At 38.6% G+C, this 16,814-nt stretch carries 17 protein-coding genes; all 17 read left to right on the forward strand.

Annotated elements, in window-relative coordinates; translation table 11 throughout:
- Positions 1-359 precede the first annotated feature (359 nt).
- The 17 genes from ACZ9EE_RS01870 to ACZ9EE_RS01950 all read left to right on the forward strand — a co-directional run bounded on the left by ACZ9EE_RS01870 (position 360) and on the right by ACZ9EE_RS01950 (position 16,672).
- On the forward strand, positions 360-1,700 hold the full coding sequence (locus tag ACZ9EE_RS01870) for an MFS transporter (RefSeq protein WP_476024964.1): 1,341 nt from the start codon (positions 360-362) through the stop codon (positions 1,698-1,700).
- Between the two features lie 431 nt (positions 1,701-2,131).
- Positions 2,132-2,899 (forward strand): SDR family NAD(P)-dependent oxidoreductase, encoded by a 768-nt coding sequence (locus ACZ9EE_RS01875; protein ID WP_476024965.1) that lies wholly within the window; start codon positions 2,132-2,134, stop codon positions 2,897-2,899.
- Between the two features lie 230 nt (positions 2,900-3,129).
- Positions 3,130-5,217, forward strand: a complete 2,088-nt coding sequence (locus tag ACZ9EE_RS01880) for a sigma 54-interacting transcriptional regulator (RefSeq protein ID WP_476024966.1) — start codon at positions 3,130-3,132, stop codon at positions 5,215-5,217.
- Between the two features lie 250 nt (positions 5,218-5,467).
- Complete coding sequence (locus ACZ9EE_RS01885) at positions 5,468-6,220, forward strand: SDR family oxidoreductase (RefSeq protein WP_476024967.1); 753 nt, start codon at positions 5,468-5,470, stop codon at positions 6,218-6,220.
- 51 nt (positions 6,221-6,271) lie between these two features.
- Positions 6,272-6,424 (forward strand): hypothetical protein, encoded by a 153-nt coding sequence (locus ACZ9EE_RS01890; RefSeq protein ID WP_476024968.1) that lies wholly within the window; start codon positions 6,272-6,274, stop codon positions 6,422-6,424.
- 284 nt (positions 6,425-6,708) lie between these two features.
- Complete coding sequence (locus tag ACZ9EE_RS01895) at positions 6,709-7,476, forward strand: electron transfer flavoprotein subunit beta/FixA family protein (RefSeq protein WP_476024969.1); 768 nt, start codon at positions 6,709-6,711, stop codon at positions 7,474-7,476.
- Positions 7,477-7,502: 26 nt separating this feature from the next.
- Positions 7,503-8,474 carry an electron transfer flavoprotein subunit alpha/FixB family protein gene (locus ACZ9EE_RS01900; RefSeq protein WP_476024970.1) on the forward strand — a complete coding sequence of 324 codons (972 nt, stop codon included), beginning with the start codon at positions 7,503-7,505 and terminating at the stop codon, positions 8,472-8,474.
- A 14-nt stretch (positions 8,475-8,488) separates the two neighbouring features.
- Positions 8,489-8,635: an FbpB family small basic protein gene (locus tag ACZ9EE_RS01905; protein WP_476024971.1), complete on the forward strand. Its 147-nt coding sequence runs from the start codon at positions 8,489-8,491 to the stop codon at positions 8,633-8,635.
- Positions 8,636-8,698: 63 nt separating this feature from the next.
- Positions 8,699-9,481: an enoyl-CoA hydratase/isomerase family protein gene (locus ACZ9EE_RS01910; RefSeq protein WP_476024972.1), complete on the forward strand. Its 783-nt coding sequence runs from the start codon at positions 8,699-8,701 to the stop codon at positions 9,479-9,481.
- A gap of 92 nt (positions 9,482-9,573) precedes the next feature.
- Positions 9,574-10,743 (forward strand): acyl-CoA dehydrogenase family protein, encoded by a 1,170-nt coding sequence (locus ACZ9EE_RS01915; protein ID WP_476024973.1) that lies wholly within the window; start codon positions 9,574-9,576, stop codon positions 10,741-10,743.
- Between the two features lie 19 nt (positions 10,744-10,762).
- Positions 10,763-11,623, forward strand: a complete 861-nt coding sequence (locus ACZ9EE_RS01920) for a hydroxymethylglutaryl-CoA lyase (RefSeq protein WP_476024974.1) — start codon at positions 10,763-10,765, stop codon at positions 11,621-11,623.
- Positions 11,624-11,653: 30 nt separating this feature from the next.
- The gene (locus tag ACZ9EE_RS01925; RefSeq protein WP_476024975.1) at positions 11,654-12,847 is read left to right on the forward strand and encodes a thiolase family protein; all 1,194 of its coding nucleotides are present in this window, start codon (positions 11,654-11,656) and stop codon (positions 12,845-12,847) included.
- A 79-nt stretch (positions 12,848-12,926) separates the two neighbouring features.
- The gene (locus tag ACZ9EE_RS01930; RefSeq protein ID WP_476024976.1) at positions 12,927-14,210 is read left to right on the forward strand and encodes an acetyl-CoA hydrolase/transferase family protein; all 1,284 of its coding nucleotides are present in this window, start codon (positions 12,927-12,929) and stop codon (positions 14,208-14,210) included.
- Between the two features lie 104 nt (positions 14,211-14,314).
- The gene (locus tag ACZ9EE_RS01935) at positions 14,315-15,487 is read left to right on the forward strand and encodes an acyl-CoA dehydrogenase family protein (protein WP_476024977.1); all 1,173 of its coding nucleotides are present in this window, start codon (positions 14,315-14,317) and stop codon (positions 15,485-15,487) included.
- 62 nt (positions 15,488-15,549) lie between these two features.
- Complete coding sequence (gene yhfH / locus ACZ9EE_RS01940; RefSeq protein ID WP_476024978.1) at positions 15,550-15,708, forward strand: protein YhfH; 159 nt, start codon at positions 15,550-15,552, stop codon at positions 15,706-15,708.
- Between the two features lie 153 nt (positions 15,709-15,861).
- The gene (locus ACZ9EE_RS01945) at positions 15,862-16,278 is read left to right on the forward strand and encodes an FAS1-like dehydratase domain-containing protein (RefSeq protein ID WP_476024979.1); all 417 of its coding nucleotides are present in this window, start codon (positions 15,862-15,864) and stop codon (positions 16,276-16,278) included.
- 10 nt (positions 16,279-16,288) lie between these two features.
- The gene (locus ACZ9EE_RS01950; RefSeq protein ID WP_476024980.1) at positions 16,289-16,672 is read left to right on the forward strand and encodes a MaoC/PaaZ C-terminal domain-containing protein; all 384 of its coding nucleotides are present in this window, start codon (positions 16,289-16,291) and stop codon (positions 16,670-16,672) included.
- Positions 16,673-16,814: the final 142 nt, after the last annotated feature.

The raw sequence follows: 16,814 nt of genomic DNA on the forward strand, positions 1-16,814 counted from the left end.
GCAGTAAAAATTTGGGCACGGGTACCGACTTGCCTCTTTAAAAAAATTATATAAACCTTCTTGATGATTGTGACATAGACGGTGTAATTATTACCCTTTCCGATAGGATGCATTGAGAAGTAGTTGAGATTTTAGCAGAAAAAGATTTCTATGTCCTTGTCGATTGCCATTAATGAGTGGACTCATGTATAGGGATTTAAACTGTAAAATTTGCAACTGGATATTTAGACTATCATTTAGCGAATTGGAAAACAGGTTGTATTTTAAGTCTAAAATCAAATGACATTCTAGCGATAGAGAATAGAGATAGGGGCGTTATCTGCTATAAAACATTAACCAATACCATTGGAGGGAAGTAAATGAGAGGAAAGTATCGTTACGTGATTATGTCATTGCTTACATTTATTACAGTTATTAATTACATTGACCGTGGGGCCATTGCATATTCCGGAGAATTTATCATTAAAGAATATAATTTGAATATCGAAAATTGGGGTCAAGTTCTTGGTTTTTTTGGATACGGTTACATGTTTGGAGGTTTATTGGGTGGAATTTTGGCTGACAAAAAGGGACCTAAATTACTGTGGGTCTTAGTAGTTACAGTTTGGTCAATTTTTGAAATAGCCACGGGATTTGCTGGTGATATTGGGTTAGCCTTGTTTGGTGGATCTGCATTAATTGGTTTTGCTGTATTCCGTATCTTATTTGGCTTTGCTGAAGGTCCATCCTTCACGGCTGTTAGCCGAACTGTAGCAAATTGGGCCGCTCCTAGGGAAAAAGCGTTCATGTTATCATTGGCGCATGTAGGGGTACCGATTGGTGCCCTATTAACAGCGCCGATAGCAGTCTTTTTAATATCCGTAACTGGATGGAGAATGATGTTTGTTTTTTTAGGTGCAATTGGGATGATTTGGGCCTTGATATGGGCGAAAGTATTTACGAATTACCCTGAAAATCACCCGCGGGTTTCCAAGGAAGAGTTAGCGGAAATTCGTTCTTCCGAGGGGTTATTAAATTCAGAAAGTGCACTGAAATCTTCAAAGCCTAATGATACACGTTGGCATCATTTTTTTAAAAACCCAACTCTTGTTTTAACTGCTTTAGGTTGCTTTGGGCAAGCCTTTGTTAGTTTTATCATTTTGACATGGACACCTAAATACTTACAGGACGTTTTTCATTTTAATTTATCGTCCCTTTGGTATCTTGGAATGATTCCTTGGTTGGGGGCTTGCTTTACGTGTCCAATTGGTGCAAAACTCTCTGATTTTCTTCGACGAAAAACCAATAACTTGCGATTGGCACGGCCTGGCATTACGATCGTTACCTATTTTTGTACGATTATATGCTTTTTGTCCATACTGACTGTTCATAGTCCAGGAGCTGTATTATTCCTGATATTTCTAGGAAATTCATTTGTCTACTTCAACAGTTCACTGTATTGGGCGATTATAATCGATACAGAGCCATCGAGGGCTGGTTCATATGGAGGGATTTTACACTTTATACAGGCCGCCGGTAGTGTCCTCGCTCCAACATTGGTGGGGGCTCTAGTCATGCATTATGGCTATATTTCCATGTTTATTTCATTGACGGTTGCAGCTTTGTTTACCATGACCTGTATGTTTTTCGTAAAACCGGGAAAAAGAGTGGAAAATGTCTCCAATAAAAGTTTGGAAGTATTACTTGAAGAAAATGTATAATATATTTCTTGCTAATTTATAACAGTTTGATAGTATTGTAAGTGCTTTTATCTGCAAGTAGAAGTTGTGGATACTTTCGACTCGGCGTCCTCTTTAATCAAAGAGGGAAGAATTGTGTGAAAGCGCTGCATGAAGAGGCAACGTATTAGATTTAGAAGGACAGGCAGGAACACAAGGAAATATTGAATTTCACAATGGTATGATGGGTGGAAGTCTCAACGGAGGCTGCGGTCTGTGCGGCAGCACTGAAACAAGAAGACAAAAGTCCCATTCATTGACACATTCAGGAATAGCCGCGACACTACCTACTTTCTCCGATGCAGAGAATGCAGTGATCAAGCAGTCACATAGGTAGGGGTTCGAGGCTATCTTTTTCCCATCTGCCTCAGCTAATGTCGAGAAGCTATATTATTACTCAGGAGGAATGTAGGTTGGAAAAATTATTGTTTGGAAAAACCGCCATTATCACTGGAGCAGGTCAAGGAATTGGTTTGGCAATCGCCCAGCTTTATGCCGAAGAAGGTGCTAACGTTGTGCTGACTGATCTTGTTAAAGAGACATTGGATAAGGCAGTGGAAGGGATTAGAAATATTGGAGGCAAGGCGGTCGGTGTTGTTGCGGATGTAGCTTCGACAAAAGATTGTAAAGAAGTGTTTGCTATAGCGATCGCGGAGTTCGGTCAGGTAGATATCCTGGTTAATAACGCCGGCATAGGCGATTTAATGACGATAGAGTCAGTAACCGACGATTTGATTGACGATGTTATTAATGTAAACCTAAAGGGCCCGCTAATTTATAGCCGAGAAGCTATTCAGCATATGATGCCCAGAAATACTGGTGCAATCGTGAATATCTCATCGGCAAACGGCGTAAGGCCGATGTGCGGCGCCGCCTATACCTCGACCAAAGGAGGCTTGAATATACTTACAAAAAACATTGCGATAAGGCTTGTTGGTACGGGAATACGCTGTAACGCATTATGCCCAGGATTTACTGTAACGCCGTTGTCAACTAAACAGGAAGAGGGAGGTTTAGCACCGGAGGGTAGCAGTATGCTGGAAATTTTGCATTCGCGTACCGTCAGAACAGTTCCGACCCAGACTATCGATCAGGCTAGGGCTGCCCTGTTCCTGGCTAGTGATCTTTCTTCAGGGGTGACCGGTCAGATCCTGGTGGTGGACAAAGGTCAGTATCTGTAATTACGTTAAACTTTGTCAATGTTCTTCGATTAATCCTAATAATATCGGTGAGCAAAACATGTCTCCACGCCGTTCACGATTCTTTTTTTTGGGAAGTAGTATAATAGAACTTCAATCCCCCTCCAACTTTCTTTATTTTTAAAATTTTTTTAATATTGAATAAAAAACCATGTTAAAATAAAAGGAAAAATAAAAACGTTTTCAGCCAAAGATTAATGGGGGTATTCAGATTGAAAAGGTTGATAAGTAGGGAAATTGCTGTTAAAACTTCTTTCCGCATAAAAGAGAATCAACGTATAACAGAAGTTGTGCCTTTATTTGAACAATCTAGCGTAGAGGGTCTCCCTGTACATAGTATTCATGATCAGCTCATTGGGATTTTAGCCTGGGACACCGTAAAAAACGGTATCCAGGACGGTGTAAATGAAATTTCACAATTATTATTGAACCAAAATTATGACTTGGTTTTAGAGACTGATGATATCAATACATTAATTCATAAGAAAAAAGCTTTTTATTTAGTCCAAAATAAATTTGAATCAATCATCGGAATTATCAGCCAAAGACAATTACATGATACATATATCTACATGCTCGAATCTCGCTTGAAGGAATTGGAGGCTGTTTTCGAATATGCCCCAGTTGGAATTACATCGATTGATAAAAACCTTACCTATACGTCCTATAATCCGGCAGCAGAAAAGATACTTGGCATAAAAAAAGAAGATGCTATCGGCCAATCTGTAACGGATGTGGTTGGTCATACTGGGGTACTGGAAGTTCTGCGGACAGGATTGGGTCAGTTTGCCAAAAGGAATGAGGTGGGAAGGGATAGAATACACATCTTAACGCGAACCCCCATTGTGGAAGGGACGGATATTACCGGCGTCGTCTCAGTTTTTCAGGATATATCGGAGCTTGAGAATATATCGCAGGAACTGGACACGGTTCGCAAACTGAACCGGCAATTGGAAGCCATTATTAGTGCTTCCTATGATGGAATTATTATTACAGATGGTAACGGGGAAATCATTCGCTATAACCATGCAATCGGTACGCTCTTTGAGTCGGAAACGTCCAATCTTTCCCATAAAAATATATTTAAAATGTTCCCTTCCTTTAAGTCCGAAATCACGAAGAAAGTGTTGAAGGAAAGAAAATCGACGTCGATATCGCATGTAATGAAATCTGGTGTTAACTTATTCATTACCGTTAACCCTGTTCTTAACGAGGAAGATGTAGAGTATATTGTCGTCAATGTACGGAATATTACCGATTTAATTCAGTTAAAAGAGGAAGTGGAAGAAAATAAGCTGCAGACCGAACGGTATAAAGAAGAATTATCTCAATATCGCACGGAAATGAAATCGCGGATCAACTTTATATGCGAATCTTCCGAAATGAAGCAAGTGTTGCATTTAGTCAAAAAAGTAGCTTCGTTTGAATCAACCACCTTAATATTTGGAGAATCAGGAACAGGAAAAGAAGAAATAGCCAGGCTCATCCATCTGAATAGTTCACGGGGTGAGGGTCCGTTAATCACGATTAACTGTGGAGCGATCCCCGAGAATCTGCTCGAATCAGAACTGTTTGGATATGAAAGTGGTGCATTCACCGGAGCGGGTCAAAAAGGAAAGCCGGGAATGTTTGAATTGGCTGATAAAGGGACCCTCTTTCTCGATGAAGTGGGAGATCTCCCACTCACCTTACAAGTGAAACTGTTAAGGGTGATTCAAGAAAGGGAAGTGACACGAATCGGAGGAATCAAGCCGAAGAAAGTGGATGTCCGCATTCTTGCAGCAACCAATATGAATTTGGAGGAAAAAGTAAAAAGTGGACAATTCCGCGAGGATCTCTTTTTCCGTTTAAATGTGATCCCGATTATGGTCCCGCCCCTTCGCGAGCGAGTGGAAGACCTCATCCCCATGATCGAGATGTTTCTTGATGGATTTAATCAGTCGTACGGGCTATCCAAAAAATTTACGCCACACTCTTATGAAATGCTATTGAAGTATAGTTGGCCGGGGAATGTACGTGAATTAAAAAATGTGATCGAGCGGTGTTTTGTCCTTTCCGAAGGAGATGCAATTCATTTAAAAGATATTAAACTTCCAATATTTGTTCCTCGGGAAGTATCCATGGTGCAAAGCATGATAAAAGAAGAAGAAATTCGCCCGCTTAAGGAAGCGGTGATGGAGTATGAAAAAAAACTCATTGACAAGGCCATTGAGAAGTACGGGAATACTTATAAAGCGGCTGAAATGTTACATGTAGACCAATCTACGATTGTTCGGAAATTACAAAAGCTAAAAGCGTAAACTTAAACAGTTACTAGGAAAAAGTCTTTCACAGATTGTGAAAGGCTTTTTTTGTTTTCCAGATATTGTTATCTCTTAACAATGTAAGACTACATCAAAAATGAAAATTTGCATCTAAATAATAAAAATAATTGAATTAATGCAAGGAAATCAGCCACTATAATTTGGCATGGTTTTTGCAAATATTTAGTTGATAACTGGCAATGCTGTTGAATTAGCTACTAAATAAAATTTTGAGAGGGGATTCAAAATGAATGTTAAAGATAGGGTCATTTTAGTAACAGGCTCTGGAAGCGGAATTGGTGAAGGAATTGCATCCAAACTTGCTGAGAATGGAGCCAAAGTCGTTATCAATGATATTGATTTATCCAAAGCCGAATCCGTAGCGCATCGATTAAGGGAAAATGGGTACGAGGCAATTGGTTTGCAAGCGGACATAACTGTAACCGAACAAGTGGAACAGATGGTGGATACGATTATGAATCGTTATGAAAGAATTGATGGATTGGTAAACAATACAGGCGTTGTAAGGGATAACTTAATTTTAAAAATGCCGGAAGAGGATTTTGATTTTGTTCTTAATGTGAATTTAAAAGGCGCCTGGATTTGTTCTAAGGCAGTTCTTGGACAAATGAAACAGCAGGAATATGGCAGGATCGTTAACATCTCTTCACGGGCATGGCTGGGTCAAGTAGGTCAATCCAATTATTCTGCATCTAAAGGTGGCCTGGTTAGTTTGACTCGTGCCTTGGCACTGGAGTTTGCCAAATTTAATATAACAGTGAACTGTATTGCTCCAGGGCTAATTGATACTCCTTTAATTCGTGGCCTTAAGCCCGAGATTCAACAAAATCTTTTAAAAGCGCAGCCCACTCCGATAATTGGCCAACCTCATGACATTGCAAATACTGTTTTGTTTTTTGCATCAGAGGAAGCTCGGTATATTACAGGTCAAGTGCTACATGTTGATGGTGGAAAGAGCTTGGGAGCACGGAATTTATAACTCTCCCCAAAAATAATACCCAATAAAATCTATTAAGAGGAGAGATTTAAATTGTTTTATATAATGTATGATCAAAAAGATGAGAAAATTTATCAGGATATTGATGAGGTAGTAACAAGACTCATAGAAGGCTGGAAGCTGTATGCTTACACTGATAATGAAAAATACTCTTATTCATTGTTGCATGAGTGCAAACATTATTAACTATTATCATAACGCTAATTCCGGAAAGCAGAATCATATTTCTTATCTTTATTTTCAGTTAACTGAACGCTATGAAAATCAAAACTGCAATTTTACCTATAATGCAAAATAACATTAATGTCTTTCGAATTCTAATGTAATAATGCATTAATTGAAAATGATATTCCATTACTTTCATGATATATCTATCAATTGCAACGTTTTAAAAGGAAAGTTATTGTTGGCACGATAATTGCAATGTTTTAAATGTAAATATAAAACATCTGAGCAGGAGGGAATAAAGGATGAATATTTTAGTTTTAATGAAACAAACCTTTGATACAGAAGAAAGGATTGTCATTGATAATGGCACGATCAAAGAGGATGGAGTGGAATTTATCATCAATCCTTACGATGAATATGCAATAGAAGAAGCAATAAAAATTAAAGAAGAGCAGGGTGCGGAAGTGATTGTCCTGACTGTTGGTCCAGACAGGGCTGAAAATGCACTCAGGACCGCATTAGCGATGGGTGCGGACAAGGGCGTTTTTGTTGAATTAGAAGATATGGAAGTGGATGAATATTCTTTAGCTAAAATAATTGTCGCAGCAATTGAAGGAGAAGAATACGATTTAATCCTGGGCGGGAATATGGCTGTAGATTCCGGATCCGGTCAAGTAGCCATTCGTGTTGCTGAAGCCTTAGGGATTCCTAATGTTTCAACGATAACGAAACTATCTATCGAAGGAAGTAAGGCAATTGTAGAAAGAGATGTGGAAGGGGATATGGAAATCATTGAGGTGAATCTCCCATTCTTGGCTACCGCTCAACAGGGTTTGAATGAGCCTCGCTATCCTTCACTGCCTGGGATTATGAAAGCAAAGAAAAAGCCGATTAATCGTTTGGATGTCGAGGATTTGGATTTAGCAGAAGAAGATTTGGATGTACGAGCATCTATTCATAATCAATATTTACCTTCGAAAAAACAGGCAGGTCGAGTATTCGAGGGAGAAATTGCTAAACAGGTAAGTAATTTAGTACAACTCCTTCGCAGTGAAGCAAAAGTGTTTTAATAATTGGGATGAAGGAGATGGAAAAAATGAACAAAAAAGTCCTTGTATTCACAGAAATTAAGAATGAGAAGATTCGGAATGTATCTTTCGAAGCTTTAACGGTGGCACAGCAAATTGCAGAGGGAGGAGAAGTATCGGCAGCGATCTTCGGTCCCGGGGCTTCCCGTTTTGTTGAGGAAATTAGCAAGTTTGGTCCGCAAAAAGTGTATGTTGTTGAAGATGAGGCATTATCTCGCTATACGACAGATGGTTATACCCAAGCTTTATGCCAGCTGATCGAAGAAATACAAGCTGATGTAGTATTAATGGGCCATACTTCGATCGGAAAAGATATGGCTCCAAGAACGGCCGCCAAGTTAGATGCGGGACTTGTTTCTGATTGTACTGCTGTTTCTGTTGAGGATAGAACAGTTGTGTTTACGCGACCGATTTATGCAGGAAAAGCCTTCCAAGAAAAGGTTTTTAATAAAGGGATAGTGTTTGCAACCCTTCGTGCCAATAATTTTGAAATCGCTGAAAAGAAAGTACAATCAGAGATCATATCCTATCGACCGGTAATCAAAGATATTAGAACGATAATAAAAGATATTGTTCAAAAGACTACAAGCGGTGTTGACCTGAGCGAAGCAAAAGTGATTATTTCTGGTGGCCGAGGGGTAAAGAGTACGGAAGGATTTAATCCTCTTCAAGAATTGGCAGAAGTTTTAGGTGGCGCTGTAGGTGCATCACGCGGAGCTTGTGATGCTGGATATTGTGATTACGCCTTACAAATTGGTCAAACAGGGAAAGTGGTAACGCCTGATCTTTATATTGCTTGTGGAATCTCAGGTGCCATTCAACATTTAGCAGGGATGTCGAATTCCAAAATCATCGTAGCCATCAATAAAGACCCAGAAGCACCTATATTCCAGGTTGCAGATTATGGTATTGTAGGTGACCTATTTGAAGTAGTTCCGTTATTGACGGAAGAATTCAAAAAGTCGTTAGCAACTGTTTAGAGGGAGCCGTTTTCATGGCCAAAGTGAAAAGGAAACCGAATCTAAATCAATTAGTCTTGCAAAATATTATTGAATTACAGAAAGATAAAACATTATTGGAACAGATCGAAAGTAGGATTGAAGATAGATATATAAAAGAAGCCTTTAAAAAAACAACTTAAAAAAAAGAGTAAAGTGGGAATTGTATCTATTGGAATCTGAAAATTCTGAAGGGAATGACAAACGTGGCTTTTGTAGAATTTAAAAAGATTGGAACAGGAAATAAAATCACAGAAATCACTTTAAATCGTCCTGAAGCTAGAAATGCTTTTACAACTGAAATGGCTGAACAGATTCTAACTATTTGCAGAGAAATAGAACAAAGTGATGTTAGAGCAGTTTTAATAACTTCCTCTAGTGAAAAGGCATTTTGTTCAGGTGCGGATCTAAAAGAGCGAAATAATATGACTGAGGTAGAATGGAAAAATCAGCATTTACTTTTCCAAAAAATGTTTAGTGCAATTCAAGATATGAAACAGCCGGTTATTGCAGTAGTGGATGGTTTTGCGCTTGCGGGTGGTTTTGAAATCGTTTTAAATTGTGACATGATCATAGCAGCCGATACAGCTAAATTTGGTTTGCCAGAAGTCACAAGAGGCATTATGCCAGGCTGTGGAGGAACAAGATTATTGTCAAAACGAATTGGCGTTCATCGGGCAAAAGAATGGGTTTGCACCGGTAGAATTGTTTCAGGGGAAGATGCTGAACAGGCAGGACTCCTTAATGTTATGGCAAAATCAAGTGAAATTCGTCAAATAGCACTGGAAATCGCTGAACAAATTGCTAAAAATGCACCTATAGCAGTGCAAAACTGTAAAAAATCAGTGGAACAATTATTTGGAATGTCAAATAAGGAAGCAAAAAAACTGGAAATAAGCTATTACGATCGTTGTATTAACACTGAAGACAGACTTGAAGGAGTCCGAGCATTTGTAGAAAAGCGTCAGCCACAGTTTGTTGGAAAATAGAGCGGCCAGACTGATGATTTATTAAAGAAGTTGGTAAAGCTTTTCTTAATAAGTGAAAAACTAAATTCTTAATCATAGGGGAGAATTGATAGATGAGTACAGCGGTTGTGGATAAACAATTACATGAAGAACTAAGACAAAGTGTACGTGGGGTATGCAGCAAGTATCCTGATTCCTATTGGAGAGAATTGGATGAAAAACTGGCATATCCAGAAGAATTTGTTAACGAGATTACTAGAAATGGATTTTTAGCCGCACTTATACCGGAAGAGTATGGTGGTTCAGGTCTTGGAATTACAGAAGCTTCTATAATATTAGAAGAAATTAACCGTTCAGGGGGAAATGCAGGAGCCTGTCATGCCCAAATGTACACAATGGGAACACTGCTTCGTCATGGAAATGCTGAACAAAAGGCAAAATATCTGCCTAAAATTGCAGATGGATCTCTAAGATTGCAAGCATTTGGCGTTACAGAACCCAATACCGGAACAGATACTACAAAATTAAAAACATTCGCAGAGCGCCGGGGCGATAAGTATATCGTTAATGGACAAAAAGTTTTTATTTCCCGAGCGGAACATTCGGATCTAATGATTTTACTTGTTCGGACAACTCCGATTGAACAAGTGAAGAAAAAGTCAGAAGGGCTTTCTGTTTTACTGGTTGATCTTAGAGAAGCGGTTGGAAATGGGTTAACCATCAAACCAATTCGAACTATGATGAATCATGCAACAACAGAGTTATTTATTGAGGACTTAGAAGTTCCCGTTGAGAATTTAATTGGAGAAGAAGGCAAAGGCTTTAAATATATATTAGATGGCATGAATGCAGAACGTATTTTAATTGCATCTGAATGTATTGGGGATGGTCGTTGGTTTATCGAGCGGGCTACAAATTATGCAAACGAGAGAATCGTTTTTAATCGCCAAATTGGCCAAAATCAAGGTATTCAGTTTCCAATCGCACGTGCTCATGTGAATGTAGAAGCGGCAGACCTCATGCGTTTTAAAGCCGCCGCATTGTTTGATGCTAATGTAAAGTGTGGAACAGAGGCAAATATGGCGAAGTTGCTTGCTGCAGATGCATCATGGGAATCTGCGAATGTTGCCCTGCAAACTCATGGCGGTTTTGGATTTGCTGAAGAATATGATATTGAGCGTAAATTCAAAGAAACAAGACTTTACCAGGTAGCTCCTATTTCAACGAACTTAATTCTCTCTTTCGTTGCTGAACATGTGCTTGGATTGCCAAGATCTTACTAATTCAAGGAGGCCTGGACCAATGTTTATACCGCGGGAAGTTGAAATAATTGAAGTGGGTCCTCGTGATGGTTTGCAAAACGAACCACTGCCAATCTCAACTGAAGATAAGAAAAAGCTTATTGCTCAGCTTGCGAATGCTGGATTTTCCCGAATGGAAACAGCCTCTTTTGTTCATCCCAAATGGGTGCCTCAAATGGCGGATTCAGAAGAAATTGCCAGCTTTTGCAATGAGCTGGGAATTACCTATATTGCGCTGACTCCGAATCTAAAAGCTTTGGAGCGTGCAATTGCTGCCAAAGCACCACAAATTGCTGTTTTTATCGGAGCCAGCTCGGAGTTCAATAAAAAGAATATTAACAAGACCAATTCTGAATCGTTGGAAGAATGCGTGCCGATGTTCGAAAGAGCTAAAAATGAAAGGATTTTTATTCGTGCCTATATTTCAATGGCCTTTAAGTGTCCATTCCAAGGGGATGTTTCCTTTGAAGAAGTGAAATATGTTTGCGATCGTTTCGTAGAACTTGGTGCAGACGAAATTGATGTTGGCGATACAAATGGCCAGGCTGACCCCAAACTCGTTTATGAAAGGTTTTCTAGATTAAAAGATTTATATCCTGATACCAGTTTTGTGGGTCATTTCCATGATACAGAAAAAATGGCGTTGGCAAATGTAATCGCTGCCATGCAGGCCGGGATTACCAAATTTGATAGTTCTGTAGGTGGTCTCGGAGGATGCCCTTATTCTCCTGGAGCAACAGGCAACGTTTCAACAGAAGATTTGTTGTATATGATTACGAGAATGGGTTGCCGGTCTGAAGTTGACTTCAAGGAACTTATGAAAATCACGCCTTTTGCAAGAAGTTTATCCAGCAAAATTTAAATCGGTTTTAAAAGATAAGGAGAGATATACATGAGGGATGTAGTGATCATTGATTCTGTACGTACAGCAGTAGGACGTATGGGTGGAACTTTAAAAGACATTGAGGTTGGTTTCTTAGCTTCCAAGGTATTGGACGAAATTGCTACTCGCTCTGGGATTAAAAAAAGTGAAGTAGATGAAGTGATTATTGGCCAGGCAAAACAAAGCACAGATGCACCAAACTTAGCTCGTGTTGCATTATTGCGGGCAGGTTTTCCAATTGAAGTCACAGGATATACTGTCCACCGACAATGCGGATCCGGCCTTCAGGCCATGAACAATGGAGCACAACAAATCATGTGTGGTTTATCTGATATTGTGATTGCAGGGGGAGCGGAAAGTATGAGTACCGCCCCTTACTATCTCCGACAGGCTCGATATGGATATGGAGTAGGAAATGCTGAGCTTCTTGATCCAAATACTGAGAGCCAGCCGAGAACACAGCCAATTGAAATATATGGGAACTTAGTAATGGGTATTACAGCTGAAAATTTGGCTGAAAAATATTTGATTTCGCGGACGGAACAAGATGAATTCGCTTTACGTAGCCAAGAAAATGCCAAACGCGCCATTACTTCCGGGTTGTTTGATGATCAAATTGTTCCTTTCGAAGTAAAGACAAAGAAAGGTGTTGTCGAATTCAAAGTAGACGAGCATCCGAGAGAAACAAGTATGGAAGCATTAGCTAAGTTGAAACCGGTATTTAAAGATAACGGAACCGTAACTGCCGGAAATTCCAGCGGACGCAACGATGGAGCAGGGGCTGTTTTACTGATGTCGGAATCTGCAGCAGAGCGTTACGGCAAAAAGCCAAAAGCAAAAATTATTGCACAGGCTGTAGCAGGGATTTCACCAGAATACATGGGGATAGGACCGGCCCCGGCAACACGTAAAGCCTTGAAACAAGCAGGGTTAACACTTGATGACATCGGACTTGTTGAGTTAAATGAAGCCTTTGCAGCACAATCTCTCGCTGTAATAAAGGAACTTGGCATGGATATCAATCGCGTGAATGTCAATGGCGGAGCTATTGCATTGGGTCATCCAATTGGTGGTACAGGCGGAGTCTTAATGACAAAGCTGCTTCATGAAATGGAAAGACGTGGAGAAAAGTATGGATTGGTTACATTTTGTATTGGCGGCGGATTAGGGATTACTACAATTGTGGAAAACTTGCAGGTATAGTCCGAAAGGTTAGTAAACCATTAAACTGATTGGTAAGATGCCAGTTAAGTAATTTAGGCTAGGAGGTGATTGTTTATATATGAAAAATTGGTTAGATATTTATCATTCCAGGTTGAAAAACGTTCACGAGGCTATTCATAATATACAATCGTTTCAGAAAGTTTTTCTTGCTCCATTTTGTAATGAACCACAAACGCTTATTGAAGAACTGGTTCAACAAAAGGACCGTTTAAAGGAGCTTTATCTGTATAACATCGTCATTGGAAGTCCATGTGTATACGCGGAGCCCTCATGTCACGAACACTTTAAAATCCGTACCATTTTAGGATCATCTTCCCTAAAAAGTGCTTATTTAAATCAGTCATGTGATTATATACCTATCAATCTTTCAGAAATACCTCGTTGGTTGGAACAAGAAAAACTAGATGTTGCACTTATTCAAGTTTCTCCCCCAAATAGTGAAGGGAATTGCAATTTGGGGTTGTCAGTTGATGTTGTGAAATCTCTTATTAAAAACGCAAAATTAGTTATAGCACAGGTTAATAATGAGCTTCCATACACATATGGAGACACTCTGGTACATGTTTCTGAGATTGACCATTTTGTTGTATCAAACCGCCCATTAATCACAATTCCAAGTGAACCACCCTCAGAACTGGAAATGAAAATAGGCAGTTTCGTTGCAGAGCTTATTCCTGATTATACCACAATTCAAGTAGGGCTTGGAAAGATTGCCGATAGCGTTATACTTTCTCTTAAATCAAAAAAAGGACTTGGAATTCATTCAGGATCAATAACAGATCCGATTAAAGAGTTAATGGAACTGGGTGTAATAACAAATGAGTATAAAGAATTAAACAAGTATAAAACGGTATGTACAACGATAACAGGTACGGAAATGTTGTACCAGTTTGCCGATTATAATAAAAACATCGAATTATACCCCTCAGATTATACTCATAATGCATCAATAATCGCAAAATTAAGTAATTTTCATTCGATTAACTCTGCATTAGAAGTAGATCTAACTGGACAAATCAACGCGGAACAGGTTGGGGCTTATCCGGTAGCTGGTGTTGGCGGTCAAATGGATTTCATTCATGGAGCAAGGCTCTCAAAAGGTGGTAAAGCTATTATTGCTCTTCCATCAACAGCGAAAAAAGGAACTGAATCCCGAATCAAAGCTAAAGTTCCATTTGTAACTTCATTAAAGTCAGAAGTTGATTATGTGGTTACAGAGTACGGAATTGCCTCTTTGTTTGGAAAATCGCTTCATGATCGAGTAAAAGAATTAGTTGCGATTGCTCATCCAAAATTCCGTGAAGAGCTTTTAGCTGAATTCAAAAATATCTCATACGTATAAGTATATTAGTAAACATATGCATCGAATAAACAAAACGCAGAATAAATTATTTTCTGAAAATTAAATATATTAAATCTATATTTATTAAAAGGAGTGCAACTAACATGGATTTTACGTTATCACCTGAATTAATGGAAATGAAGAAATCGATTAGAAATTTTGTTGACAACACCGTTGATCCAATTGCAGATCAAATTGAGAGAGAAGATAGAATCCCTGACCATATTATGAAAATGACCAAAGAGATTGGTTTATTTGGTTTAAGTATTCCAGAGGAGTACGGCGGATTGGGAATAGATATGGTAGGTAAATGCGCTATTTTTGAAGAAATTGGCCGTACCTCCAATGGATATACAACCGTAATTGGAGCACATACTGGAATTGGTTCAGTCGGGATCGTAGAAATGGGAAATGAGGAACAAAAAAGAAAATACTTACCTGGTATGGCGTCCGGTGATCTAATAGGTGCATTTGCATTAACCGAACCAAGCGCTGGATCCAATGCAGCGGCAATTAAGACAAAAGCTGCCCGCAAAGGGGACAAATACATTTTGAACGGTTCCAAACATTATATTACAAACGGGCCTATTGCGGATGTTTTCACGGTAATGGCGGTTACAGATCCGGTAAAAGGGGTTAAAGGAATTACTTCATTTATTGTTGAGAAAGATTTTAAGGGGTTCGTAGTAGGAAAAACTGAAGAAAAAATGGGTCTCCGCGGCTCCCATTCATGTGAAATCTTTTTTGAAGATTGCGAAATCCCAGTAGAAAATGTACTTGGAACAGAAGGTTTAGGTTATGTTAATGCATTAAAAATTCTAGCTAACGGCCGTGCAGGACTAGCTGCCCGTAACTTGGGATCCTCTCAAAAATTATTAGAATTATCTGTTAAATATGCTCATGAGCGTGAACAGTTTGGAAAACCAATATTTGATCAACAAATTATTCAGCATTATTTGGCAGAAATTGCGCTAGATGTGGAAACCCTGCGAGCGGTTACCTACCGTGTAGCCTGGATGGTGGATCAAGGAATGAACGTAATTAAAGAAGCATCAATGGCTAAACTGCTTGGATCAGAGATTTTCAATCGAGTAGCAGACAAAGCGGTCCAAATACACGGAGGGATTGGTTATATAAGAGAGTATCCGATTGAAAGGTATTATCGCGATGCCAGAATAACGAAAATTTATGAGGGAACATCAGAAATTCAGAAAAACATTATTGCTGCACAACTTCATAAGGAATATTTAAAAACTGTGCCGACTGTAAATGCCTAATACTTTTTTAATAGAAAGGGAGAATATGTATTAATTTGTTCGGAAAATGGGAGGTAACAAAAATGCTCATTAAAATGACAGAGTTCTATATGAATTTACCCGATAAAAAATGTTCAAACTGCGGAATAGAATTTGAAGAACAACATGAATGTTATGTCAATATGTGTGATGAGTGTTTAGAAATCTTTAATCCAAAATCTAATAAAAAACCAGAGGGGTAATTTAATTCCGATATCGCCTCCATCAAAAAAACGGTATGTTTATATTAAAAAAATTGGCTTGAACTGTAATCTCGGTGGACACCAATTACAATGTATATCTTTCATTTCAAAAATGTAGAAAAAAATGAACTCATTATTAAAGTATAAAAGGAAGTGAAGAATTTGAGTCATACATTACAAGAAAGAATCGGGATAACTCTAGAAAATTATGTCTTTAAAGTGGAATCAGGGAAAATAAGGGAGTTTGCACTGGCAGTTGGGGATTTGAAAGATGAGTATTTAAATGGGGAAAAAATTTCACCGACTTTCCCCACTGTTATTGATTTTTGGGGTGGGGGAAAGTCTACCGCGGAACTTTTGAGTTTAAACAAGCAAAAGGTACTTCATGGAGAGCAAGAATATGAATATATAAAAGAAATAAAACCGGGTGAAGCAATAACAGTAAAAAGTGTATTAGAAAATGTGTTCACTAAAGCCTCCATGGATTTCTTTGTAGTTAAAAGAGAATATTTTAACGAAAAGGATGAAAAAGTATTAATTTCACGTTCAACCGTAATAGAAAGACACTAGGAGGATCAAAATGAATATCGGTTTTCGATTTGAACCAATCAAAAAAGAACAAATTTCTCATACACAATTAGTTAGATACGCTGGAGCATCGGGGGATTTTAATCCAATTCATACGGTTGTGCCATTTGCAGAAGAAGCGGGCCTTGGGGGGGTTATCGCACATGGTATGCTGATTATGGGATTTATTGGGGAAGCAATCGGTCAATGGTTTTCAATCGACAATTTAATGAAGTTTTCTGTTCGATTTAAAGCGATGACAAAACCTGGAGAACAGATAGTTGTAAGAGGAAGTGTTGTTGATAAACTTTCTGATCGTTTGGTTTGTGAAGCTGAAGCTATCAATGAAATAGGAGAAGTCAAAGTAAAAGGTTTGTTTGAAATTAAAATCGCATAAGGGAATCTTTTAAAACAATTAAAATAAAAATTTTTTAATTTAGGATGCTCTTTTGCCCATTTATTACATTACTCATAATGGAAATGCTTCATTAATAAAAGAAGAGTTAAAGATTGAATGGATACTAGTTTCAAACAAACAA

Source organism: Bacillus sp. URHA0034 (genome assembly GCF_056280405.1).